Source organism: Streptomyces sp. NPDC017936, from assembly GCF_044328485.1.
Taxonomy (GTDB): domain Bacteria; phylum Actinomycetota; class Actinomycetes; order Streptomycetales; family Streptomycetaceae; genus Streptomyces.
The window spans coordinates 83,036-100,408 of the sequence record NZ_JBIRHK010000019.1 but is presented as its reverse complement, the minus strand read 5'-3'; the positions used below and the strand labels follow the sequence as shown (position 1 = coordinate 100,408).

Here is a 17,373-nt window from a genome sequence, read left to right as displayed (position 1 = left end):
ACGGGTGAATTCAGAATGCCTTTCAGCTGTTCCGCCGCCGGGCCGTCGACAGGAGCAGGAAGACGAGCCCGGCGCCCGCCGCGGCCACCCCGCCGGCGAACAGCGCGCCACGGGGGCCGAGGAGCGTGCCGACCGCTCCGACGGCCGGGGCGCCGATGACCGTGCCGCCCATCCGGCCGATGGACCAGATCGACGTGACCCGGCCGCGCGTCTGCGGCGCGGCCCCCAGTTGCGTCAGCGTCTTGGCCGACGAGTCGAACGTGAGGGAGCCGACTCCCACCACGGCGAGCAGGACCAACGCCACCGCCGGCGCGGACGCCAGGGCCGCGGCGCAGATCAGGGCGCCCCAGATCAGCGCCGACACCGACAGCGACCGGACACTGAGCCGCCGGCGCCGCATCACCACCAGCCCGCCGAGCACCCCGTGGCGACACCGCAATCCTTTTCGTCAGTTTGACGATTAATGCGGTATGCCGCCTCTCGCGGCGAGACTTCGTCCGCCGGGCGAGCCGTCCTCGGGAGGGGCACACACGGAGCCCTTTCCCACCCGCCTGCGGCAGGGGCCCGACAAGGATGTCGGGCTGCAAGGACTGACGGACCTCCAGGTGACGGATTTATGGCGTGCTGGGCGAGTACGTGAGCTGCAGGCGTGGTACTGGCGGCTGCGGCGTAGGCGCTCCCGTCCCTGGTGTGGCGCGGAACGCTTCGATCATGTAGGCGGCGAAGCGGCGGGAGGCCGTGACCCGGGCGACACGCGGCATGTCTTGGAGGCCCCGGTGGGCCATGAGCATGAGGACCAGGTCGTCGACGACGAAGCCAGGGCGCAGCCGGCCGGTCTTCTGGGCACGGCGGGCCAGTTCGCCGACCGCGTGCAGAGTCCGCTCCCGGTCTGCGGCGAAGTCCGTGGCCTCGGGGAAGGCCGTCATGAAGGCGTCGGCGAATCCCCTGCTGCAGGCGTGGAGTTCGCAGATCCGCTCGATCAGGCTCCGGAAACCTTGCCACGGGTTCGAGTCCGCGAGGGCGTCACGGACGGCGGCATGGCAGGCTCGCCGTTGCTCGGCGAAGGTCTCCGCGAACAGCGCGTGCTTGGTCGGGAAGTGCCGGTACAGCGTGGCGGGGCCGACGCCTGCATGCCGGGCGACCTCGCGCATGGGCGCACCCAGGCCTTCTTCGCCGAACACCGTGCGGGCGGCGTCCAGGATGCGGGCCCGGTTGTCGCGGGCGTCGGAGCGCACAGGCTGAGGCAAGTGGTTGGTCATCGTTTCTCATTTTAGCCAAACGGACGGGGGCGTCCGTTACGGTCCGATGGCGGTGTTGCCGCCCCGTCCCGGCACTTCGCCGGTGATGCCCCGACGACGGGGGCCGACTCGGCGCCCACCGCCGCAGCAGCTGCGCTCCGTCCTTCCACCGACCCGAGGAGCAGAGATGAAAGCCGTCGTGATCAGGACGTTCGGAGACCCCGATGGTCTGGAGGTCGTCGATGTGCCCGTGCCCGTTCCTGCCCCGGGGCAGGTGCAGATCGCCACGGAGGCGATCGGAGTAGGCGGCGTGGACGCGGTGATCCGCCGGGGAACGCTTGCCGCCTACGGCTTCCGGGAGGGCCATCTCCTCGGCAGCGAGGTCGCGGGAAGGGTCACCGCGGTGGGAGAGGGCGTGGACGCCTCGTGGATCGGGCGGCGGGTGTGGGCGTTCACCGGCCTGTCCGGTGGGTATGCCGAGCATGCCGTCGCCTCGGTCGAGGACGTCCTTGCGCTGCCCGACGGCCTGACCGGCGCCGACGCGGTGAGCCTCGGAGGCTCCGGCGTGGTCGCCCACTTCGCCCTGGACCGGGCCCGTTTCACGCCCGGTGAGACGGTGCTTGTGCGCGGTGCGGCGGGCGGCATCGGGATCACGGCGGTCCAGCTCGCGGCCAGGAACGGCGCGGGCGCGGTGGCGGTCACCACCTCGTCGGTGGAGCGTGGCGCCCGCCTGCGGGACCTGGGCGCGACGCATGTCCTTGACCGCTCCGGCGAGGGCGGCCCGGGCGCACCGGCGGGCTTCGACGTGGTGATCGATGTCGTGGGGGGTCCCCAGCTTCCCCTTTTCCTGGACAGGTTGAACTCCAACGGGCGGTATGTGGCTGTCGGTGTGGTTGGTGGGCAGCCGCCGGCGGACTTCGGCATGCGGCTGATGGACGCCTTCCGCAGGTCGTTGTCGTTCGCCGCTTTCAGCTCTGACACCGTGCCCGGCCCCGACCGGCAGGCTGTGCGGTCGTCCCAGTTCGCCGATGCTGCGCACGGGGACCTGCGCACGGTCGTGCACGAGGTGTTGCCGCTGGACCAAGCGGTGCTGGCCCACCGCGAGATGGACGCGGGGGAGGTGTTCGGCAGGGTTGTGCTGGTGCCCTGAGTCGGGCAGGGACGGCGTTCGCGGCCCCGGGTGACGCGATGGGACCCGCTCAGGTCGTGGCTGATGCCCGGCGCTGACGGTCGCCATCGTCGACGCCGGGCAAGTACGGGGCGCGCCCCCTTACCACTGTCTCGTCCGGCATCAGGGTGCGCCGTCGTGCGCGGGCCGCGTGATGATGCCCTGTAGGGCCGTGAGCTGCTTTCCGACCTCGGTGTGATGTCCCCGGTGGAGGGCGGGAGTGGCTTTGACCAGGTCGGCGGTGGCGGTTGCAGCAGAGGTGGCAGAGAGCGCCATCGGCGTCGACCAGTGCCGCGACCGCGGTCTTGCCGCAGGTCACGCAGGTGTGAGTGGAGCGCTTCCAACACCGGGTGCACAGGCCCCGGCCGTCGTCTCGGCGGACCACCGGGTTCTGGAGTTCGCCGCACCCGGCTCACTCCTCCAGACGGGCGGGGTCCTTGTGATAGCAGGCCGAGCAGATGCCGCCCCCGGGGCGACGGGCGGAGATCCGCATGCCCTCGCGGTGGCAGCGCGCGCAGGTAGCACGGCGGCTCTTGGCGTCGCAGGTCGCGCAGAGCCGTCCCTCGGGCCGCAACCTGCCGAAGATCGGTCCGCGCCGTGCCGCAGTGCGCGCAGCCGGGGCGAACCACCGGATGGCCGCCCTCGTGCAGCATCTTGGTCAGCCGCAGCAGGACCGGCGGACAGAGCGAACTCCCAGGGGTCAGGGCCTGGGGATGGCCAGCCAGGTGCTCGGAGAGCTCTTCCAGGAAGCGGACCGCCCCGCGCACGGGGATCGGCACCGCGACCACTAGGGCCTGTCCGGCGGATCCTGGTGGCTAAAGGGTGTTGCGCGAGGCTGTGTTCGGGCAGGTCAGGGCAGGTGGAGACAGTCCTCTGGTCATGAGCGAGGGCGAGGTTGTGCATGTGGGCAACGGCCCGGACGGCGTGGTGGAGGCCGTCGCCGTGTTGCCGGCAGCCGCGGAGGATCTTGTAGTTCTTCATCCAGGCGATCACATGCTCCACCCTTGCGCGGACCTTGCGGTGCGCGGCGTTGTCGTCCTCCTCGCCCGGCAGCAGCTCGCGTCGAGGGCGTTCGCGGTGCGGGGTGACCATGCCGCAGATGAGGTAGGCGCCGTCCGCCAGGACGGTCACGCCCTGACAGTGCCCGGCCAGGCCGGAGGCACGCCAGGCATGCGCGTCCGCGGTGGTGCCAGGCACCGGTCGGGCCGCCGCGATCACCAGGCGGGTGTCGGCGTCCACGTGACCTGCGCGTTCACCGAGAACCGGTAGTTGCGTGACGAGGAGCCGACGTTCCGGTCGCGGACCGGGATGAGGGTGCTGTCCACGATCCGCAACCGGCCGGCCGCATCGCCTGGTCGGGAGACGGGCTCCAGTGCGAGCAGCGGACCGAGCCGCTGGATCACCCGGCACACCGTCGAGGACGAGATCCCGGACAGCGGCCCGAGCTGCCGCACGGTCAGGTTCGTGCGGTAGTACACGGCCACCACCAAGACCTGTTCGGCCAGCGAAAGACCCCACGGCCGGCCCCGCGGAGTCCCGTTGCCGCCGCGGTCACGGACCGCCTTCAGCAGCCGCTCGAACTGCCCCAACCGTAGCCCCGTGAACGTCTCCACCCACACGCGTTCAGCCCTCAACACCCCAGCCGTACACCGGAAATGCCCAGTTCACGGTCTTGCGCAACACACTTTACTGGGCACAGAAGCCTCCTTGAGCGTCTGGAGCACCATCTGTCCAGCAAGATGACTCCACCAGACCCGGGGCACGTCACCGCCTGCTGGAGTCCGGCGATCACGATCACGAGACCACCGTCAGCACGATCTTGCCTTGGATGTGCCCTTGTGCGGCTCGCTTGTGCGCGCCGGCCGCCTCGGACAACGGGTAGGTGCTGTCCACCCCGACCCGGAGCGCCCCCTCATCGAACAAGCGCCCGATCTCGGCGAGCTGGGGGCCGTTGGAACGCACTTGAATGTTCGAGACCGTGATGCCCAGGCGCGCCGTCTCTTCCGGATCGTACTGGGCGAAGAACACCGGAAGCATGGTGCCGCCGCGCTTGAGCACCGTCAGCAAGCGCGAGCCGTCCGGTCCGCCGACGGCGTCGATCACCAGGTCGACGCCGCTGACCATGTCCGTGACCTGCGTCGCGGTGTAGTCGATGAACTCATCGGCGCCGAGCCCGCGCAGGAACCGCTCGTGCCGGCCAGAGGCCACCGCGACGACGCGTGCCCCCTTCCACTTCGCCAGCTGCACCGCGAAGTGGCCCACTCCGCCGGCGGCCCCGTTGACCAGCACCGTCATCCCCGGTGTGATCGGCACCGGCTGGTGCACCTGCCCGGTGAAAGGAGACGGCACGTCGTGGCCGAGATCAACCAGGTACTGCCAGGCCGTGAGCACGGCCATCGGCGCTCCGGCCGCCTGCACGTGGTCGACACCGGCCGGCTTGTGAGCCAGATCAGAAGCCGGCGCGGCCACGTACTCGGCGTACGTCCGGCCGTCGAATCCGGGAAACCGCAGCATGCCGAAGACCTCGTCGCCGACGGCGAATCCCAGCACGTCCGGAGCGACCGCCTGGACCACACCCGACATGTCCGTTCCAGGTATCAGGGGGAACTCCAGCGCCGGCCTCATCTCGGCCGGCATGACCTTCATCCCCTCGCGCAGGTACCAGTCCGGCGGATTGATGCCCGCCGCGTGCACCCGGACGAGCACCTCGCCCGGGCCGATCTCGGGCACCGGCACCTCGTCATACCGCAGAACCTCCGGCCCGCCCGCTTCGTGGATCTGAATCGCCCTCATCGCGCCTGTCGCTTTCTCGAGGAAACGCTGCTCCTGCAGTCAAGGCCCCGAACGGCACGGTCGTCCAAGACCGGTTCGGCAACCTGGTCATTCCGAAACGGCATGACGCGTACGCTGGACGAGTGAACGATCTCGGACAGGACCTGGACCTGCGGCTGGTGCGCTCCTTCACCGTGGTGGCGGCGCACCAGCACTTCGGCCGGGCCGCCGCCGACCTGCACGTGGCCCAGCCGGCGCTGAGCCGCCAGATCCAGCGGCTCGAGAAATATCTCGGCACACGGCTGCTGGACCGCACACCCCAGGGCACCCGGCTCACCCCGGCCGGCCGGACGTTCCTCCCCCGGGCCCAGGCCCTGCTGCAGGCCGCCCGCCAGGCCGAACTGGCCGTGCGTGAACAGGCCCGGACCGAACGTATCGCCATCGGCTACGTCGAGGACCTGGTGATCACTGCCGCCGTACAGGAACTGCGGCGCCGCTACCCGGACGCAGAGATCACGACCCGGCATCTGAGCTGCAGCGACGTCGGGGCGCTGTTCGACAAACGCGTCGACGCCCTGATCGCGCGGGCCCCGCTGCCGCTGGCAGCCGACGACGTGTCCGTCACTTCGCTGTACGAGGAGCCCCGGATGCTCGTGGCCCCGCGCGACCATCCCTTGGCCGACCGCACGTCGGTGACCGCGGAAGAACTGGCCGGCGAGGAGACGGCGCCGTGCGCGTTCGAGACCGCGGAGTGGACTTCCTACCGGATCCTCGGGGCCGGCCTGCCGCCGATCGAGAGCTACGAGGACAAGCTCGAACTCGTCGCGAGTGGCGAGGCGATCGCCGTGCTACCGGTCGGCGATCGGCGTAGCTCACTGCGTCCCAGCCTCGTCACCGTCCCGATCGAGGGCGCTCCTCCCAGCCGGGTCGTCCTGGTCAGCCGCAAGGGCGACCCGAACCCGATGATCAATAATCTGCGGCTGGCGGCCAGGACCGTCCTGACCATCCCGGCAGCCTGACCGGAAGGCCGACCCGCTCGGCGCTGAACCGTACCGAACGGTGCTCGCGCACACGCGGGACAATCCCTTCGCGGTCGACGTCCTGTTCGGGGACGGCGGGCAGCAGCGCATCGCCAGAACTGCCGACGGGAACGGCTCTTCCTTGCTTGTTCAGCGCACTCAGCCTGAAGGTCGGCCACCTGACTTCCTACGACGTCGTCTGCCATGAAGCGAGCCTGCCGCCCGTAGCCCTGATATAGACGGCGTACGGCACACTCGCCAGCTGAAGTTCTCAGTCGTACTGGTCCCGAGATCGCGTGGTGTGCGGTGGCGTCTACAGCTCGAACTCCACGTGCTCGATGTCCGTGAAGCGGACCTCCTCGAGCTGGCCGGCGCGGCGGCCGTTGTCCTGGAAGTACACCTCCTTGAACCCCTCGGCGGCGATCTCCCGCATCTGCTGCTCGGTGGCGCCGGCCTGCTGGGCGTCGAAGAGGCGGGCGGCGTACTGCGGCGGCAGCGCCACCGTGAGATGGCGAATGCGGTCTTCGTCCGTGGAGCCGATCGGCGCGGTGTAGCCGAGGCGGGCGCGGGTGTCGATGACGATGCCGCCGGTGGTCGCCGCCTTCCGCCGGGCCTTGGCCCTGATCTGGGGCTGCCACCGCTTCTTCACCTCGCGGTCCAGGCGGGCGGCGAGGTCCGGGCGGGGTTTTTTGATCTGGTCCTTCACGTACCGCTCCACGGTGCGCTGGGAGATCCGCAGCATCTGCGCGACGGCTCTGGTGCCCTTGAGCTGCTTGACCAGATAGCGCATCTGCGCGCCGGCCGACTTCGGCGTCGGGCGGGTGAAGGATTTCTGCACCGCGGCGTCCAGGCCGTCCCCGAACAGGCTCATCGTCGCTTTTCCCTACTCTCCGTTGTCGACGTCGGTGACGGTGCCGTCCTTGATGTACCGGGCGAGGTTGAGCTCCGGGGCGTCGAACCGCTCGCGGACCTCCTCGCCCCACAGGACGCTCTGGGTGCCCTCGTGCTTGACCAGGCCGGGGTTGACGCCGAGCTTGAAGCCGCCGGGCAGTGGCTTACCGTCCCGGTAGGGCAGGAAGTCCAGCGGGCTGGGCCCGCCGGCCGGATAGACGACGCAGTCGGACAGGACCGCCACCGGGTACTGGCCGGTGAACGCCGCATGCTTGACGATCTTGCGGTGCAGGTTGATCCGGGTGCGGGAGATGACCGCCGCGCGGATGTCCGGCCGCCACGTCGGCCGGGACAGCGCCCGCCACGGCTGCCCGGGCCGCCAGCCCTCCCCGCGGGGGCGCTCGCGCAGCTTGCCCAGGCCGCCCTTGACCGTCGCCTTGATCGCCGCAGCGACGATCGCCAGCTGCGGGTCACGGCTCTTGTGGCCGTCCATCGCCGCGAGAAAGTCGGCCGGCGCCAGGTCCGCGTGCACGCCCAGGTCGGCCATCGTGGCCAGGTAGGCGTCGCGCAGCCGCTGGTACCAGCCGTCCAGGTAACGGCCGCTGTCGTACCGGACGTACGCCTCCAGCGGGCGCACCTCGTAGCCGAGCTCCACCGCATAGGCCACGGTCGGCGTCGCGTACCAGGCCGGCCCCGTCGGGCGGTCGCCCTTCGGCGTGAACGGGCTGGGCAGCAACGAGCCGTCCAGTTCCACCCACTCCTTGCCCACCTTCACCCGGGACAGGTCGACGTGGCTCAGGTCCACCAGCCAGGAGCCGGGCAGCTTCGCATCGAACACCGGGGCCTTGACGTGGGTGGGTGCGCCGAGGCCGACGACCAGGCCGTTGGCTCCGGCGGCGAAGGCCATGTTCACGTCGATGCCGACCAGGTACCGCAGGGTGCACTCGGCATCGGTCATCGGCCGCGCCCAGTCGTACGCCTCCTCGAACAGCTTCTCCCCGGGACCGCGCACGTGGAAGCGCGGCAGGTCCGCCAGCAGCGGGTGACCGTCCGGGGCCTCGCACGGCGCGCAGTCCACCGGCTCCTTGCCCAAGCTGCCGGGATTGCGCTCGGAGTGCCGGCGGCCGGCGGCGTCCGGTTCGGAGGCCCGGGTCGGCGGATGCAACGCGGTCATCAGCTCCAGGCCCGTGACGGCGGTGGAGCCGCGCGGGGTCATCACCCGGGACGCGTACACGCCCAGCATCCGGGCGAGCTCCGCCGGCGGAAGCTGCGAAGCGTTGCCCCAGTGGCGGGCATCGAGCGCGTGCCAGGACGGGATGCACAGCTGCACGCAGCTGCGCTCCGAGCCCTGTGCCGGGCGGTAGATCCGCGCCCACGGCCCGAAGCCCCTCTTCGTGAGCTTCCAGTCGGCGCGCGCCAGCTGCTTGACGGCCTTGTGGCCCTCCGGGATCCGTCCGGCCAGCCGCTCCTCCTCGGTGAGAGCGACCGGCAGGCCGTAACGCTCCAGTGCGGCCTCGGTGAGCACGAGCAGCGGATCGGCGTCCTTGCCCGGCCCGGACAGCTTCGCCTGCCCGAGCCTCGCCTCCTTCAGCGTCCACTCGACCAGGGCCGGAAGGCTCTTGGCGGGCACGTCCAGGACCAGACCGCCGACGCAGTACGCCAGCACCTTCCCGTCGGCATCGACGTCGACGACCGCCAGGGGGCCGTTCTCGAAACGCGGGTCGCTGCTGCCCGCCGGGGGCCCGGCCGGGGCCGCCTTCCGCACGCCGGGGCGGCGCGACGTCGACGTGCTCCTGGCGGTGCGCGCCGGACGCGGCGCGGCCGCCGGAGCAGCAGGGGAAGGGGGAAGGCCAGGGTTGGTCTGGGTGTTCCGGGCTGCCGTCGTGGCCGCAGTATCGGGCGCCGGACCGGGGGGCGCAGCCTGCGCTTCCACCAGGGCGGGCGCGGCAGTGAAGGTGGCCGGCGCCGTCGGGGCGGCTGACCCCTCCGTCGCCGAGGGCGCGGGATAGAGCTCCGCGAGCTTGTTCAGCAGCCGCGCATACGCCTCACGCTCCGGGCCCCGCGGCTCGACCGGCTTCTTCACCGACTCCCAGCCGGACACCGTCGCCCGGCGCACCTTCAGCGCGGCGGCGACTTCGTCCAGCGTCAGGCCATGGGCCGTACGCAGCCGCTTGCGCTCCTGCACCGACGGCAGCGCCGAGCGGGACGCCACCAGGGCGTCGACCGCGTCGAACAACTCGGACATGGAACACCTCCTGACCAGCACCCTACCCTCTCGAACCGCACAGATAGCGCACTTCTGCCGTACGAACTGCGTACGGGATATGTTTGAGGTAGGACGCCTTCAAAAGCTGGCCCGCCGTTATGCGGTTCACCGCCGGGTGGTCCGCCAAGCCATCGTCGACCGGCTCACCTTTGAGGCCCGCATCATCGAGACCGGCACCCAGTCCTTCTGGTCACCCTGGTGTGGCTGGAGCGATGGGTGGAGCGTGTGACTCTGTCCACGAGGACGGGCAGCTAGAGGTGGTGGTCGAGACGAGGGAACGGGCTCTGCGTGACCGCTCGGCGGAGGGCGAGGCGGCGGGCGTCCTGGTCGGGACCGCGTTGAACGACGACGACGCGGAGTTCGTCGAGCACTGGTGCGTGCAGGTCGGGACGCGGGCTGTGTCGGGAAGCCCACTGCTCGGGCTGGCCGGCCTGTGCCTGGGACACACCGCTCGACGCTTCGGGCGACTCAGCGATGAGGCCCTCGCGCTGGCGAAGTCGCTGGCGGCGCGAGCCGAGGCAGACCCGACGGACGTGGACGGGCGGGCCCTCGACGGCCATGACGATGTCCGGAGCTTCCTGCATCTGTGGTGACTCCGCCTGCCCCGCCGCGCCGGGTCAGGCGGCGTTGGCCCCGCTCACGAGGGCTTTAGGGCGCTTGTCGGCGGCGTGTTCTTGTTCCGCCAGATGATGTAGCGGCGGATCATGCCGCCCTGGGCCTTGTGGCTGGGGTGGTCGGTGCCGTCGAGCGCGAAGTGGCGCAGGGCCGTGAACGGGGCCTCGATCCGGTTGAGCCAGGAGCTGTTGGTCGAGGTGTAGGCGATCTCGACGTTGTTGGCCTCGTCCCAGTCCCCCACGCGGCGGCAGCGCCTGGTGGTCAGGTGGGGTGAGTAGGTGTCGCAGATGATCGCGATGCGCACGTCCGTCGGGCGCAGGGAGCGCAGGGAGCGGCAGAACTCCAGGAACTTCTACCTGTTCTTGGTCTTCTTGACGTGGCCGTAGAGCTGGTCCTTGCCCAGGTCGTAGGCGGTGAACAGCTGCCGGGCCCCGTGCGGGCGGGTGTGGGTCGCGCGGCGGCGCGGTCGTGGTTCGCGCTCGGGGTCTTTGTGCTTGCCGCCGCGTGCGGCCACTGGAGACCGGGACGGGGCTGGAGGGCGAGCGGCCCGAACTCGTCCAGGCAGAACACGCCCTCGGGCTCGCCCGGCTCGGGAAGGACCTCGCCGTCGGTGATGGCGTAGAGGTGCTCGACGCGGGTCTTCTTGGCCGCGTAGTCGGGTTCCTCCGAGGTCTTCCAGGTCTTCAGGCGTTGAAAGCTGACGCCTTCCTCGCGGAGCAGGATGCGCAGGCCCTCGTGGCTGATGTCGTCGGCCACCCCCTCGGCGACCAGGAAGCCGGCCAGTTTGACCGGGCTCCAGGCCGAGAAGGGCAGGCCGTGCTCGACCGGCCTGGACTTGGCGATCTCCTTGGTCTCGCGGCGTTCGGGCAGGGTGAAGTTCCTGGGCCGGCCGCCCTTGTACTTCGGGTAGAGCGAGGCGAAGCCGTCGGCGTGGAAGTGGCGGATCACGTCCCGGACCCGGTCCGGGCTGGTGAACGTCACCCCGGCGATCTCGGCCACGTCCATGCCCTGCGCCGATAACAGCACCCTCTGGGCCCGTAGCCGGGTCACCAACGACCCGGTCCCTCGACGGACGATCCGCAGCAGTCGCTGCCCCTCGTCGTCATCGATCCCGCGGACGCGCACACGCTCAGCCACCCGCACAGCATGACGCACAACGCGCCGTCCGGATCACCACCGGACGACGCGTCACAACAGGGCGAAGGTCGCTTGATGCGGCAGCTCACCCTTCAGGGAGCAAGCGCCACCCCGGCCCAGCTGGCGTCCTTGGCGGCGGCGATGACCCTGCTGTGGGTGTCCTCGCTGACGGTGACGACATGGCTGGCGAAGGCCGGGACAGCGGTCGTGCCGGGCGGCCCGCTCCTCAACGAGGAGCAGGTGCAGGCCGGCTGACGACGCCTGGCGTCACCTCTTGCCGCTGTCCACGATCACCGGTGTGCCGTTGGCGTCCGCGCCGCAGGGGACCGCGTAGACCGGGTTGGCCTTGGCGGCCTCCTTGTAGGCCTCCAGGCACTGGTTGTACAGCACCTTGTCGCTGAGCGAGCGTTCGATGATCTTGTTGGCGGCGGCGATGCCCTCCGCCTCGATCCGCTTGCGTTCCGCCTCCGCCTTCGCCGTACGTGCCGCTTCCGTGGCCCGCTCGGTGGCCTGCTCCTGCTGGATCTTCTTGTCGATCTGGTCCTGCAGCTTGTCCGACGGCCGCACGTTGCGCAGGTTGACGGTGGTGACGTCGATCCCGCGCGGCGCCAGACGCTCCTTGACGAGGCCGGCGATCTCGGCGCCGATCTGCTCGCGCGCGGAGGCGTACCCCTCTTCGCTGGTGTGCTTGGCGAAGACGTTGCGGATGATCTCACGGCTGTCGGGCAGCACCAGCCGCTGCTCGACGGCCTCCTCGCTGCCCGCCAGCCGGTACAGCTCGACCGCCTTCGCCGGCACCACGGCCCACTTGATGGTGACGTCGGCGTACAGCACACCGCCCTGCGAGGAGCGGACCTCGACGACGTCCTTGCCGTTGAGATCGAGATCGACCGGGCGGGTCGAGAAGGACGTGACGTCGGTGAACGGCGACTTGAAGTGCACGCCGGACGTCAGCGGCGTACCGATCTTCCCGAAGGTCACCGGGACACCGACCTCATGAGCACTCACGACATGCACACAGGCGAACGTCGCCGCCAGCAGCCCCGCCACGCCGCTGAGCGCCGCCCCGAGCTTCCAGCCCGTCACGTCCCGATGCCGGCCGACGAGAAAGAGGACAACGGCCGCTATGAGCAGCACGATGGACAGCACGAACACAGGTGATTCCCCTCCGGAAACGTTTCCGCGCCCCCTGGGACGCGACCCCGGCGCGCATCGTAGCGACCGGGGGTGACGCCCGTGCCTCACCGCGGTTCATCCGTGGTACGGGCAAGCGAACGTGAGGAGGGTGCCGGGCGTCCGCAGCGTCGCCCTCAGCGGATGAACGTCCCCGGTTTGTCGGCGTTTGCAGTCGGCGCCGAGCGCGTCGACCAGCGAGGCACGCAGGCGCCGGAGGGATGCCGTACGGGCCGGACGCGGCGGCCGCGGGTGCCCCACCCCCGTACGCGCCGCCCTTGCAGCGATCCGGCCGTTCGGCAGTGCCCGGATCCACGCCGGGGCCCCGTCCGTCGCGAGGTCCAGGCTCCCGGGCGGGGGTGTCGGACAAGCTCAGCGCTCCTGGTCGTTGGCGGAGCTGGACCCTGCTCCAGGACGGGCGGTGCGCGCTCACCAGCAGCGTGTCGGAGGTGCGCGGCCCGCCGGCGGTGGCAGGCAGCACGTCGACGGTGATGTCGGTGAATCCGGCTTCGTCGAGCAGTTCGGTCCACACGTGCTCCTGAGGGACCCAGCGGCGCACCGTGGTGGCTTCGCCGTCCGGTGTCTTTGCCGGAACACAGGCGGCCACGACGTCGGGCTGGGCGGGCGCCCCGTTCAGGTAGTGGGCGAGGGTGGCGAACACCAGCCGCCCGCCCGGCTTGAGAGCGGCTGCCGCCGCCGGCAGCAGTTCGCGTGGGTGTCGGTGAAGTCCAGGGCACCGAAGACGCTGTACAGCTCGTCGTACGCGCCGGTCATCGCCTGCAGGTGGAGCACCGCGTCGCACTGCACGATACGCAGACGAGGGGCGAGGTGGGCGTGGAGATCGGTTGCCAGGGCGTGCTGGGCGGGCGAGGCGTCGATGGCGACGACCCGGGCCGGCTGACGGTGAACCACCAGGTGCGCGGCGTGCCGGGCTGTGCCGGCGCCGAGGTCGCCCACCCAGCGGCCGGTCAGGTCACCGAGGATTTCGGGGCCGGGCCCGGCGTTCTGGCCCCAGTCCCAGTGGAAGATGCCAGGAACGGTGCGGTCACTGGTGGCGCGGGCGCGGCCGTAGGGGTGCCAGAGGTCTGCGGTGCCGGTGGTCACCCGGCCCGTCCTGGCGGGCCGCAACCGGGCCGCGGGCCCGGTTCGCCGAAATCCCACCCGCGCGTGCCCTCGAGCCCCGGGTCGTGTGGCCGGGGCCCGAGGAGCTCTCAGCTGCGGGGAGGGTCAGTGCGCGTCGTTGCCGGGGTGGCACGGGCCGCAGGTGGAGGCGTCCGTCCACAGCGGCAGATCGGCCTCCCAGCCGTCGGCGGCGACGGTGTGGGCCGTCTTGAGCACGGATCCGTCGTTCTTCATGTCCACCTTGGGCACGTGGTGCAGGAACTGTCCGCCGTTGAAGTTTTCGCACGGTTCGGCGTACGCGACGGTGTCCAGGATGATCGTGTGGACGCCGATGTCGACGAGCTTGCTGGGCGCCAGGCCCAGCCCTTCGCCCCGGTGGTTCATCGCGGCCAGCGGGTAGGCGTAGCCCTGGCCGAGGCCCCGGGCGGCCATGACCGAGTCGTAGGGGTAGTCCCGTATGAGGAGCCCGACCTGCTTGTCCCACAGGTCGGGCGGCACGACGTGGCGTGCGCAGCGGAGCGGGCCGGTCGCCGGGGCGGCAGCCGGAGGGAACGCGACAGCGGCGGTGGTTGCCATGGAGTGCCTCCGATGGACGGTGCCCCGCGGCTCGGGGCGGTGTATCCAGCACACCGCGCCCACCGGCCGGCCGGTAATCAACTCTCGATCTGTACAAGGCGCTTGCACATCATGCAAGGCGACCTCGACGCGCCCGGCCGGCGCCCGTAACGTGGAGGCCCCCGTCTGTGCGGTGTGGGAGGGACTCGTGCCCGTCGACCCGCTCTGGAACAGCACGACAGCACTGCGGTTAGCTGCGCAGCGGCGCCCCGGCGCGCTCATCCGGATCGGACGCCGGCACCATTGCTGGACGCTGGCCGCGCTCGCAGATCGGATCGGCTGCTCGCCCGCGGCCGTCTCCCGTCCGGAGCGCCACCCGGATCTCGACCTGGTCCTGGTGCACCGTGCCGCACAAGAAGTCGGCGTGCCCCGGCATATCCTCATGAGATCTCTCGCGCCACTCACCGCTACAGCCACGACGGCCACTAGAGTGACGGCCAGTCAGCGTGACGTCGGGGAGGACCCCATGCGACGCCGTACGCTGCTCACCGCCACGGCGGCCGCAGGCCCCGCCGCCTTGCTGATGGGCCTGGACGATGCCCTGGCCGACACCCCGGCCCCGCCCGGCGCCGGGCCGCTGGACGGCCGCCTGGCCGACGCCCGCGCACTGTACGACCAGGGCGCGCACGCACGGCTCCTGACCGCCCTGCCCGGCCTCATCGCCGACGCCCACCACGGCGCCGCCTCCGGCCACGACCTCGACCAGGCCCGGCTGTCCGCCGTCTACAGCCTCGCTTCCGCCGTGCTGATCAAGCTCGGCTCCTACGGGCGCGCCCGGCTCACCGCCGACCGCGCCCGTACCTGGGCCGGGATCTCCGGCTCCCCGCTCGCAGCCGCGGCCGCGGCACGGGAACTGGCCATCGTCCTGCGCCACCAGGACCGGCACGGCGCCGCTCAGCGCCTGATGTCCTCGCGGTGGGTCAAGTGGAATGATCACTGTGTGGCCGGGGTGATCGCGGCGTCGGAAAGGTCGACAGCTTGGTCCGCTGTTCGGGATCTCCAAGTCGGCAGCTGGCCGCGTTGTCGACCGCCTCGGGCCGTGTCTCGCACTTCAGCCGCGCAAGCGGTTCGGCAAAGACACCGTTCTCATCGTCGACGGCGCCTCGGTGCCCCCGCGCGGCCACACCGTCGCCGAGCGGTCGAAGGATTACCGCTGCTCCAGCAACCACCAGGTGGCCATCGGTGCCGGCACTCGCTTGGTCGTTGCCGTCGGACGACCCGTGGCCGGCAACCGCAACGGCTGCCGAGCTCGGGAGCTCTCGGGAGCGAAGGACGCCGTCGGCAACACGACCGTGATCGCTGACGGCGGTTACCGCGGCACCGGCCTGGTCCTCCCCCACCGCCGTGAACGCGGCCAAGCTGAGCTCCCGGGCTGGAAAGAGGAGCACAACCGCTCACACCGCAGGGTCCGCGCCCGCGTCGAGCACGCCTTCGCTCACATGAAGAACTGGAAGATCCTCCGCGACTGCCGCTCGAAGGGCGACGGCGTGCATCGTGCGATGCTCGGCACCGCGCGCCTGCACAACCTGGCTCTTGCCGGATAGACCAAGTGGAAGGCCAGCGCCAGCCATGTCCGCTCCCATTCAGTTGATCGTTGCGGGACACCCCGTAGCCAGGTCGTCAGACTTGACGCTCTTTTGATTTGCCTGGCCGGACAGCTCGTTGGCTGCCTCTCCTGTCTCGTTCGCCTCGCGGGAGACGGTGAGCCCCTCTGAGGCCGCCCGGTCCGCTTCCTTGGCCTTCCCCAGACTCGCGAACGACAGTCCCAGCCCGACGATGCCTGTGACGGCACCGGTCAGCCCGGCCACATCACCCCGTTCCACTGTCGTCGGAACAGGCTGACGAGCTCGTACACGAGAGGCAGTGAGGCGTCGAGGATGACGGCCGGGCCTGGTGTTCACACGGGCCGTGCCGAGGTCGGGTCGGCGGTCTGCTGGTGGGACAGCAGGTCGGCCACGGCCTGGACGGTGCCGCTCATGTGCTCGCGGCGGCCGAGATGGCGGGCCAGGGCAACGCCAGTTCTTCATATGCGCGATGCCGTGCTCGACCCGGATGCGTCGCGAGGAGTGCGCCTTGCGCTGCCGTTCGTGCGTCTCCTCTTGAACTTGCGATACGGAGGTGTCACCACCCGTCCGCCGGTCTGCGCGCCCAGACCCTGGTAACCGGCATTCACGAGGATCTCCACCGCGGGCCCATCAGCCAGAGGACTGACCAGCCCTGCCTGACGAGCATGGGTGATGTCCGCGCAGCTGCCCGGCTGGGCCGGGCTGGGCTGGGCTGCAGAACAGCACCTGGCCGTCCCCGTCAGTGATGACCGTGGTCTTGACCGCGTTCTGCTTGCTCCTGCCGGAGATGAACTTGTCCCGGTCCTTGCGGCCGGCTGCCGGGCGCCGGACACGGATCTCGGTGCCGTCGATGATCCCGGCCTTCCCGCCGGCGCCGAGATGGTCGACGACCCCGGCCGGGGTCCACAGGCACACCCGGGCCGACGGTGCACCCTCGCTCGGCTAGCAAGGGCCGGACTTCGCCGACGGCACGGGTGCGGGTAGAGCGGTCGATGCCGAACCAGCAGGCCAGCACGTCGTGCGTGGTGGGGTGGCGGAGGTGCACGAGCATGGCCGGGAACCGGTCGACGAACACCAGCCGGTGCTTCGCGCCCGCGCCCACAGCCCGCTTACGAGGTCTGGACGCGAGCTCGGCCCGGTGTCGTTCGTGCTGCAACGGACCTGCTTCGGCGATGAGTTCAGCGATCACATCAGCCGACAGGCCCGTGATCCTCCGGTCGCTGGCGATCGCTGCACGAGACGCGTTCCCCTCCACACGACCATGGTCGACGATCGGGAACTCGACGCCTCAGCGTTTACCGTGCACGAGTTCGTCAGCGGTCGGTAGATCGGTGCGTACGCGATCAGTTGCGAACCGCGTCGCCTCGTTCAAGGTCGAATCCGGCGGGTACGGCAGCGGGGTCGGTGCCCAAGTCGACGACACGGTTGTCGGCGTCGACGAAGACCACGCGGGGTTCGAACTCCCGGGCCTCGGCATCGGGCATGGACCCGTAGGCAATGATGATCACGATGTCACCCGGACTGATCAGCCGGGCAGCCGCGCCGTTGATGCCGATGACGCCGGAGTCGCGCGGGCCCTCGATGACGTAGGTCGAAAGCCTGGCACCGTTGTTGACGTCGACGATGTCGACCTTCTCTCCCGGCAGCAGGTCCGCGGCCTCCATCAGGTCGGCGCTCACCGTGAGGGATCCCACGTAGTGGAGGTCGGCTTGGGTCACGGTGGCGCGATGGATCTTGGACTTCATCATCGTGCGGTACATGGCGCTCTTTCTTGTGTTCGGAGTGCGGGAAC

At 70.4% G+C, this 17,373-nt stretch carries 14 protein-coding genes and 5 pseudogenes; 5 read left to right on the top strand and 14 right to left on the bottom strand.

Going from position 1 to position 17,373, the window contains the following annotated elements; all coding sequences use genetic code 11:
• Nucleotides 1-22: 22 nt before the first annotated feature.
• The gene (locus ACH4F6_RS32585; protein ID WP_397963979.1) at nt 23-439 is read right to left on the bottom strand and encodes an MFS transporter; all 417 of its coding nucleotides are present in this window, start codon (nt 437-439) and stop codon (nt 23-25) included.
• 175 nt (nt 440-614) lie between these two features.
• Nucleotides 615-1,259 carry a TetR/AcrR family transcriptional regulator gene (locus ACH4F6_RS32580; protein ID WP_397963978.1) on the bottom strand — a complete coding sequence of 215 codons (645 nt, stop codon included), beginning with the start codon at nt 1,257-1,259 and terminating at the stop codon, nt 615-617.
• A 166-nt stretch (nt 1,260-1,425) separates the two neighbouring features.
• Between ACH4F6_RS32580 and ACH4F6_RS32575 the strand changes: the two genes are divergently transcribed.
• The gene (locus ACH4F6_RS32575; RefSeq protein ID WP_397963977.1) at nt 1,426-2,388 is read left to right on the top strand and encodes a zinc-binding dehydrogenase; all 963 of its coding nucleotides are present in this window, start codon (nt 1,426-1,428) and stop codon (nt 2,386-2,388) included.
• Nucleotides 2,389-3,291: 903 nt separating this feature from the next.
• Here ACH4F6_RS32575 and ACH4F6_RS32570 read toward each other — a convergent pair.
• Together ACH4F6_RS32570 and ACH4F6_RS32565 are read right to left on the bottom strand one after the other, a co-directional pair.
• Nucleotides 3,292-4,043: pseudogene (locus tag ACH4F6_RS32570) on the bottom strand (transposase family protein); the annotation flags it as partial.
• A 157-nt stretch (nt 4,044-4,200) separates the two neighbouring features.
• The gene (locus ACH4F6_RS32565) at nt 4,201-5,199 is read right to left on the bottom strand and encodes an NADP-dependent oxidoreductase (RefSeq protein WP_397963976.1); all 999 of its coding nucleotides are present in this window, start codon (nt 5,197-5,199) and stop codon (nt 4,201-4,203) included.
• Between the two features lie 122 nt (nt 5,200-5,321).
• On the opposite strand from ACH4F6_RS32565, the gene ACH4F6_RS32560 reads away from it, so the two are divergent.
• A complete protein-coding gene (locus ACH4F6_RS32560; protein WP_397963975.1) occupies nt 5,322-6,197 on the top strand; it encodes a LysR family transcriptional regulator in 876 nt (291 codons plus the stop codon).
• A 313-nt stretch (nt 6,198-6,510) separates the two neighbouring features.
• Here ACH4F6_RS32560 and tpg read toward each other — a convergent pair whose 3' ends face one another.
• Together tpg and tap are read right to left on the bottom strand one after the other, a co-directional pair.
• Nucleotides 6,511-7,068 carry a telomere-protecting terminal protein Tpg gene (gene tpg, locus ACH4F6_RS32555; protein ID WP_397963974.1) on the bottom strand — a complete coding sequence of 186 codons (558 nt, stop codon included), beginning with the start codon at nt 7,066-7,068 and terminating at the stop codon, nt 6,511-6,513.
• Between the two features lie 12 nt (nt 7,069-7,080).
• Complete coding sequence (tap, locus tag ACH4F6_RS32550; protein WP_397963973.1) at nt 7,081-9,333, bottom strand: telomere-associated protein Tap; 2,253 nt, start codon at nt 9,331-9,333, stop codon at nt 7,081-7,083.
• A 278-nt stretch (nt 9,334-9,611) separates the two neighbouring features.
• Here tap and ACH4F6_RS32545 point away from each other — a divergent pair, with 278 nt between their 5' ends.
• On the top strand, nt 9,612-9,947 hold the full coding sequence (locus ACH4F6_RS32545) for a hypothetical protein (protein WP_397963972.1): 336 nt from the start codon (nt 9,612-9,614) through the stop codon (nt 9,945-9,947).
• 24 nt (nt 9,948-9,971) lie between these two features.
• Here ACH4F6_RS32545 and ACH4F6_RS32540 read toward each other — a convergent pair.
• Nucleotides 9,972-11,106 (bottom strand): annotated as a pseudogene (locus tag ACH4F6_RS32540) (IS630 family transposase).
• Between the two features lie 75 nt (nt 11,107-11,181).
• On the opposite strand from ACH4F6_RS32540, the gene ACH4F6_RS32535 reads away from it, so the two are divergent.
• Nucleotides 11,182-11,361, top strand: a complete 180-nt coding sequence (locus ACH4F6_RS32535; protein ID WP_397963971.1) for a hypothetical protein — start codon at nt 11,182-11,184, stop codon at nt 11,359-11,361.
• 12 nt (nt 11,362-11,373) lie between these two features.
• Here the strand turns inward: ACH4F6_RS32535 and ACH4F6_RS32530 are convergent, their stop codons facing one another.
• From ACH4F6_RS32530 to ACH4F6_RS32520, 3 genes and pseudogenes are all read right to left on the bottom strand, one after another.
• Nucleotides 11,374-12,261 carry a prohibitin family protein gene (locus ACH4F6_RS32530; protein WP_397963970.1) on the bottom strand — a complete coding sequence of 296 codons (888 nt, stop codon included), beginning with the start codon at nt 12,259-12,261 and terminating at the stop codon, nt 11,374-11,376.
• Between the two features lie 430 nt (nt 12,262-12,691).
• A pseudogene (locus ACH4F6_RS32525) lies at nt 12,692-13,383 on the bottom strand (class I SAM-dependent methyltransferase); the annotation flags it as partial.
• 123 nt (nt 13,384-13,506) lie between these two features.
• Nucleotides 13,507-13,977: a hypothetical protein gene (locus tag ACH4F6_RS32520; protein ID WP_397963969.1), complete on the bottom strand. Its 471-nt coding sequence runs from the start codon at nt 13,975-13,977 to the stop codon at nt 13,507-13,509.
• A gap of 1,010 nt (nt 13,978-14,987) precedes the next feature.
• On the opposite strand from ACH4F6_RS32520, the pseudogene ACH4F6_RS32515 reads away from it, so the two are divergent.
• Nucleotides 14,988-15,560: pseudogene (locus ACH4F6_RS32515) on the top strand (transposase); the annotation flags it as partial.
• Nucleotides 15,561-15,599: 39 nt separating this feature from the next.
• Here the strand turns inward: ACH4F6_RS32515 and ACH4F6_RS32510 are convergent.
• The 4 genes and pseudogenes from ACH4F6_RS32510 to panD form a co-directional block, all read right to left on the bottom strand.
• Nucleotides 15,600-15,824, bottom strand: coding sequence for a hypothetical protein (locus ACH4F6_RS32510; RefSeq protein WP_397963968.1), 225 nt, complete (start codon nt 15,822-15,824; stop codon nt 15,600-15,602).
• 387 nt (nt 15,825-16,211) lie between these two features.
• Nucleotides 16,212-16,496, bottom strand: a complete 285-nt coding sequence (locus tag ACH4F6_RS32505; RefSeq protein WP_397963967.1) for a transposase family protein — start codon at nt 16,494-16,496, stop codon at nt 16,212-16,214.
• 73 nt (nt 16,497-16,569) lie between these two features.
• Nucleotides 16,570-16,632: pseudogene (locus tag ACH4F6_RS32500) on the bottom strand (hypothetical protein); the annotation flags it as partial.
• Between the two features lie 292 nt (nt 16,633-16,924).
• Nucleotides 16,925-17,341, bottom strand: coding sequence for an aspartate 1-decarboxylase (gene panD / locus ACH4F6_RS32495; RefSeq protein ID WP_397963966.1), 417 nt, complete (start codon nt 17,339-17,341; stop codon nt 16,925-16,927).
• Nucleotides 17,342-17,373 lie beyond the last annotated feature (32 nt).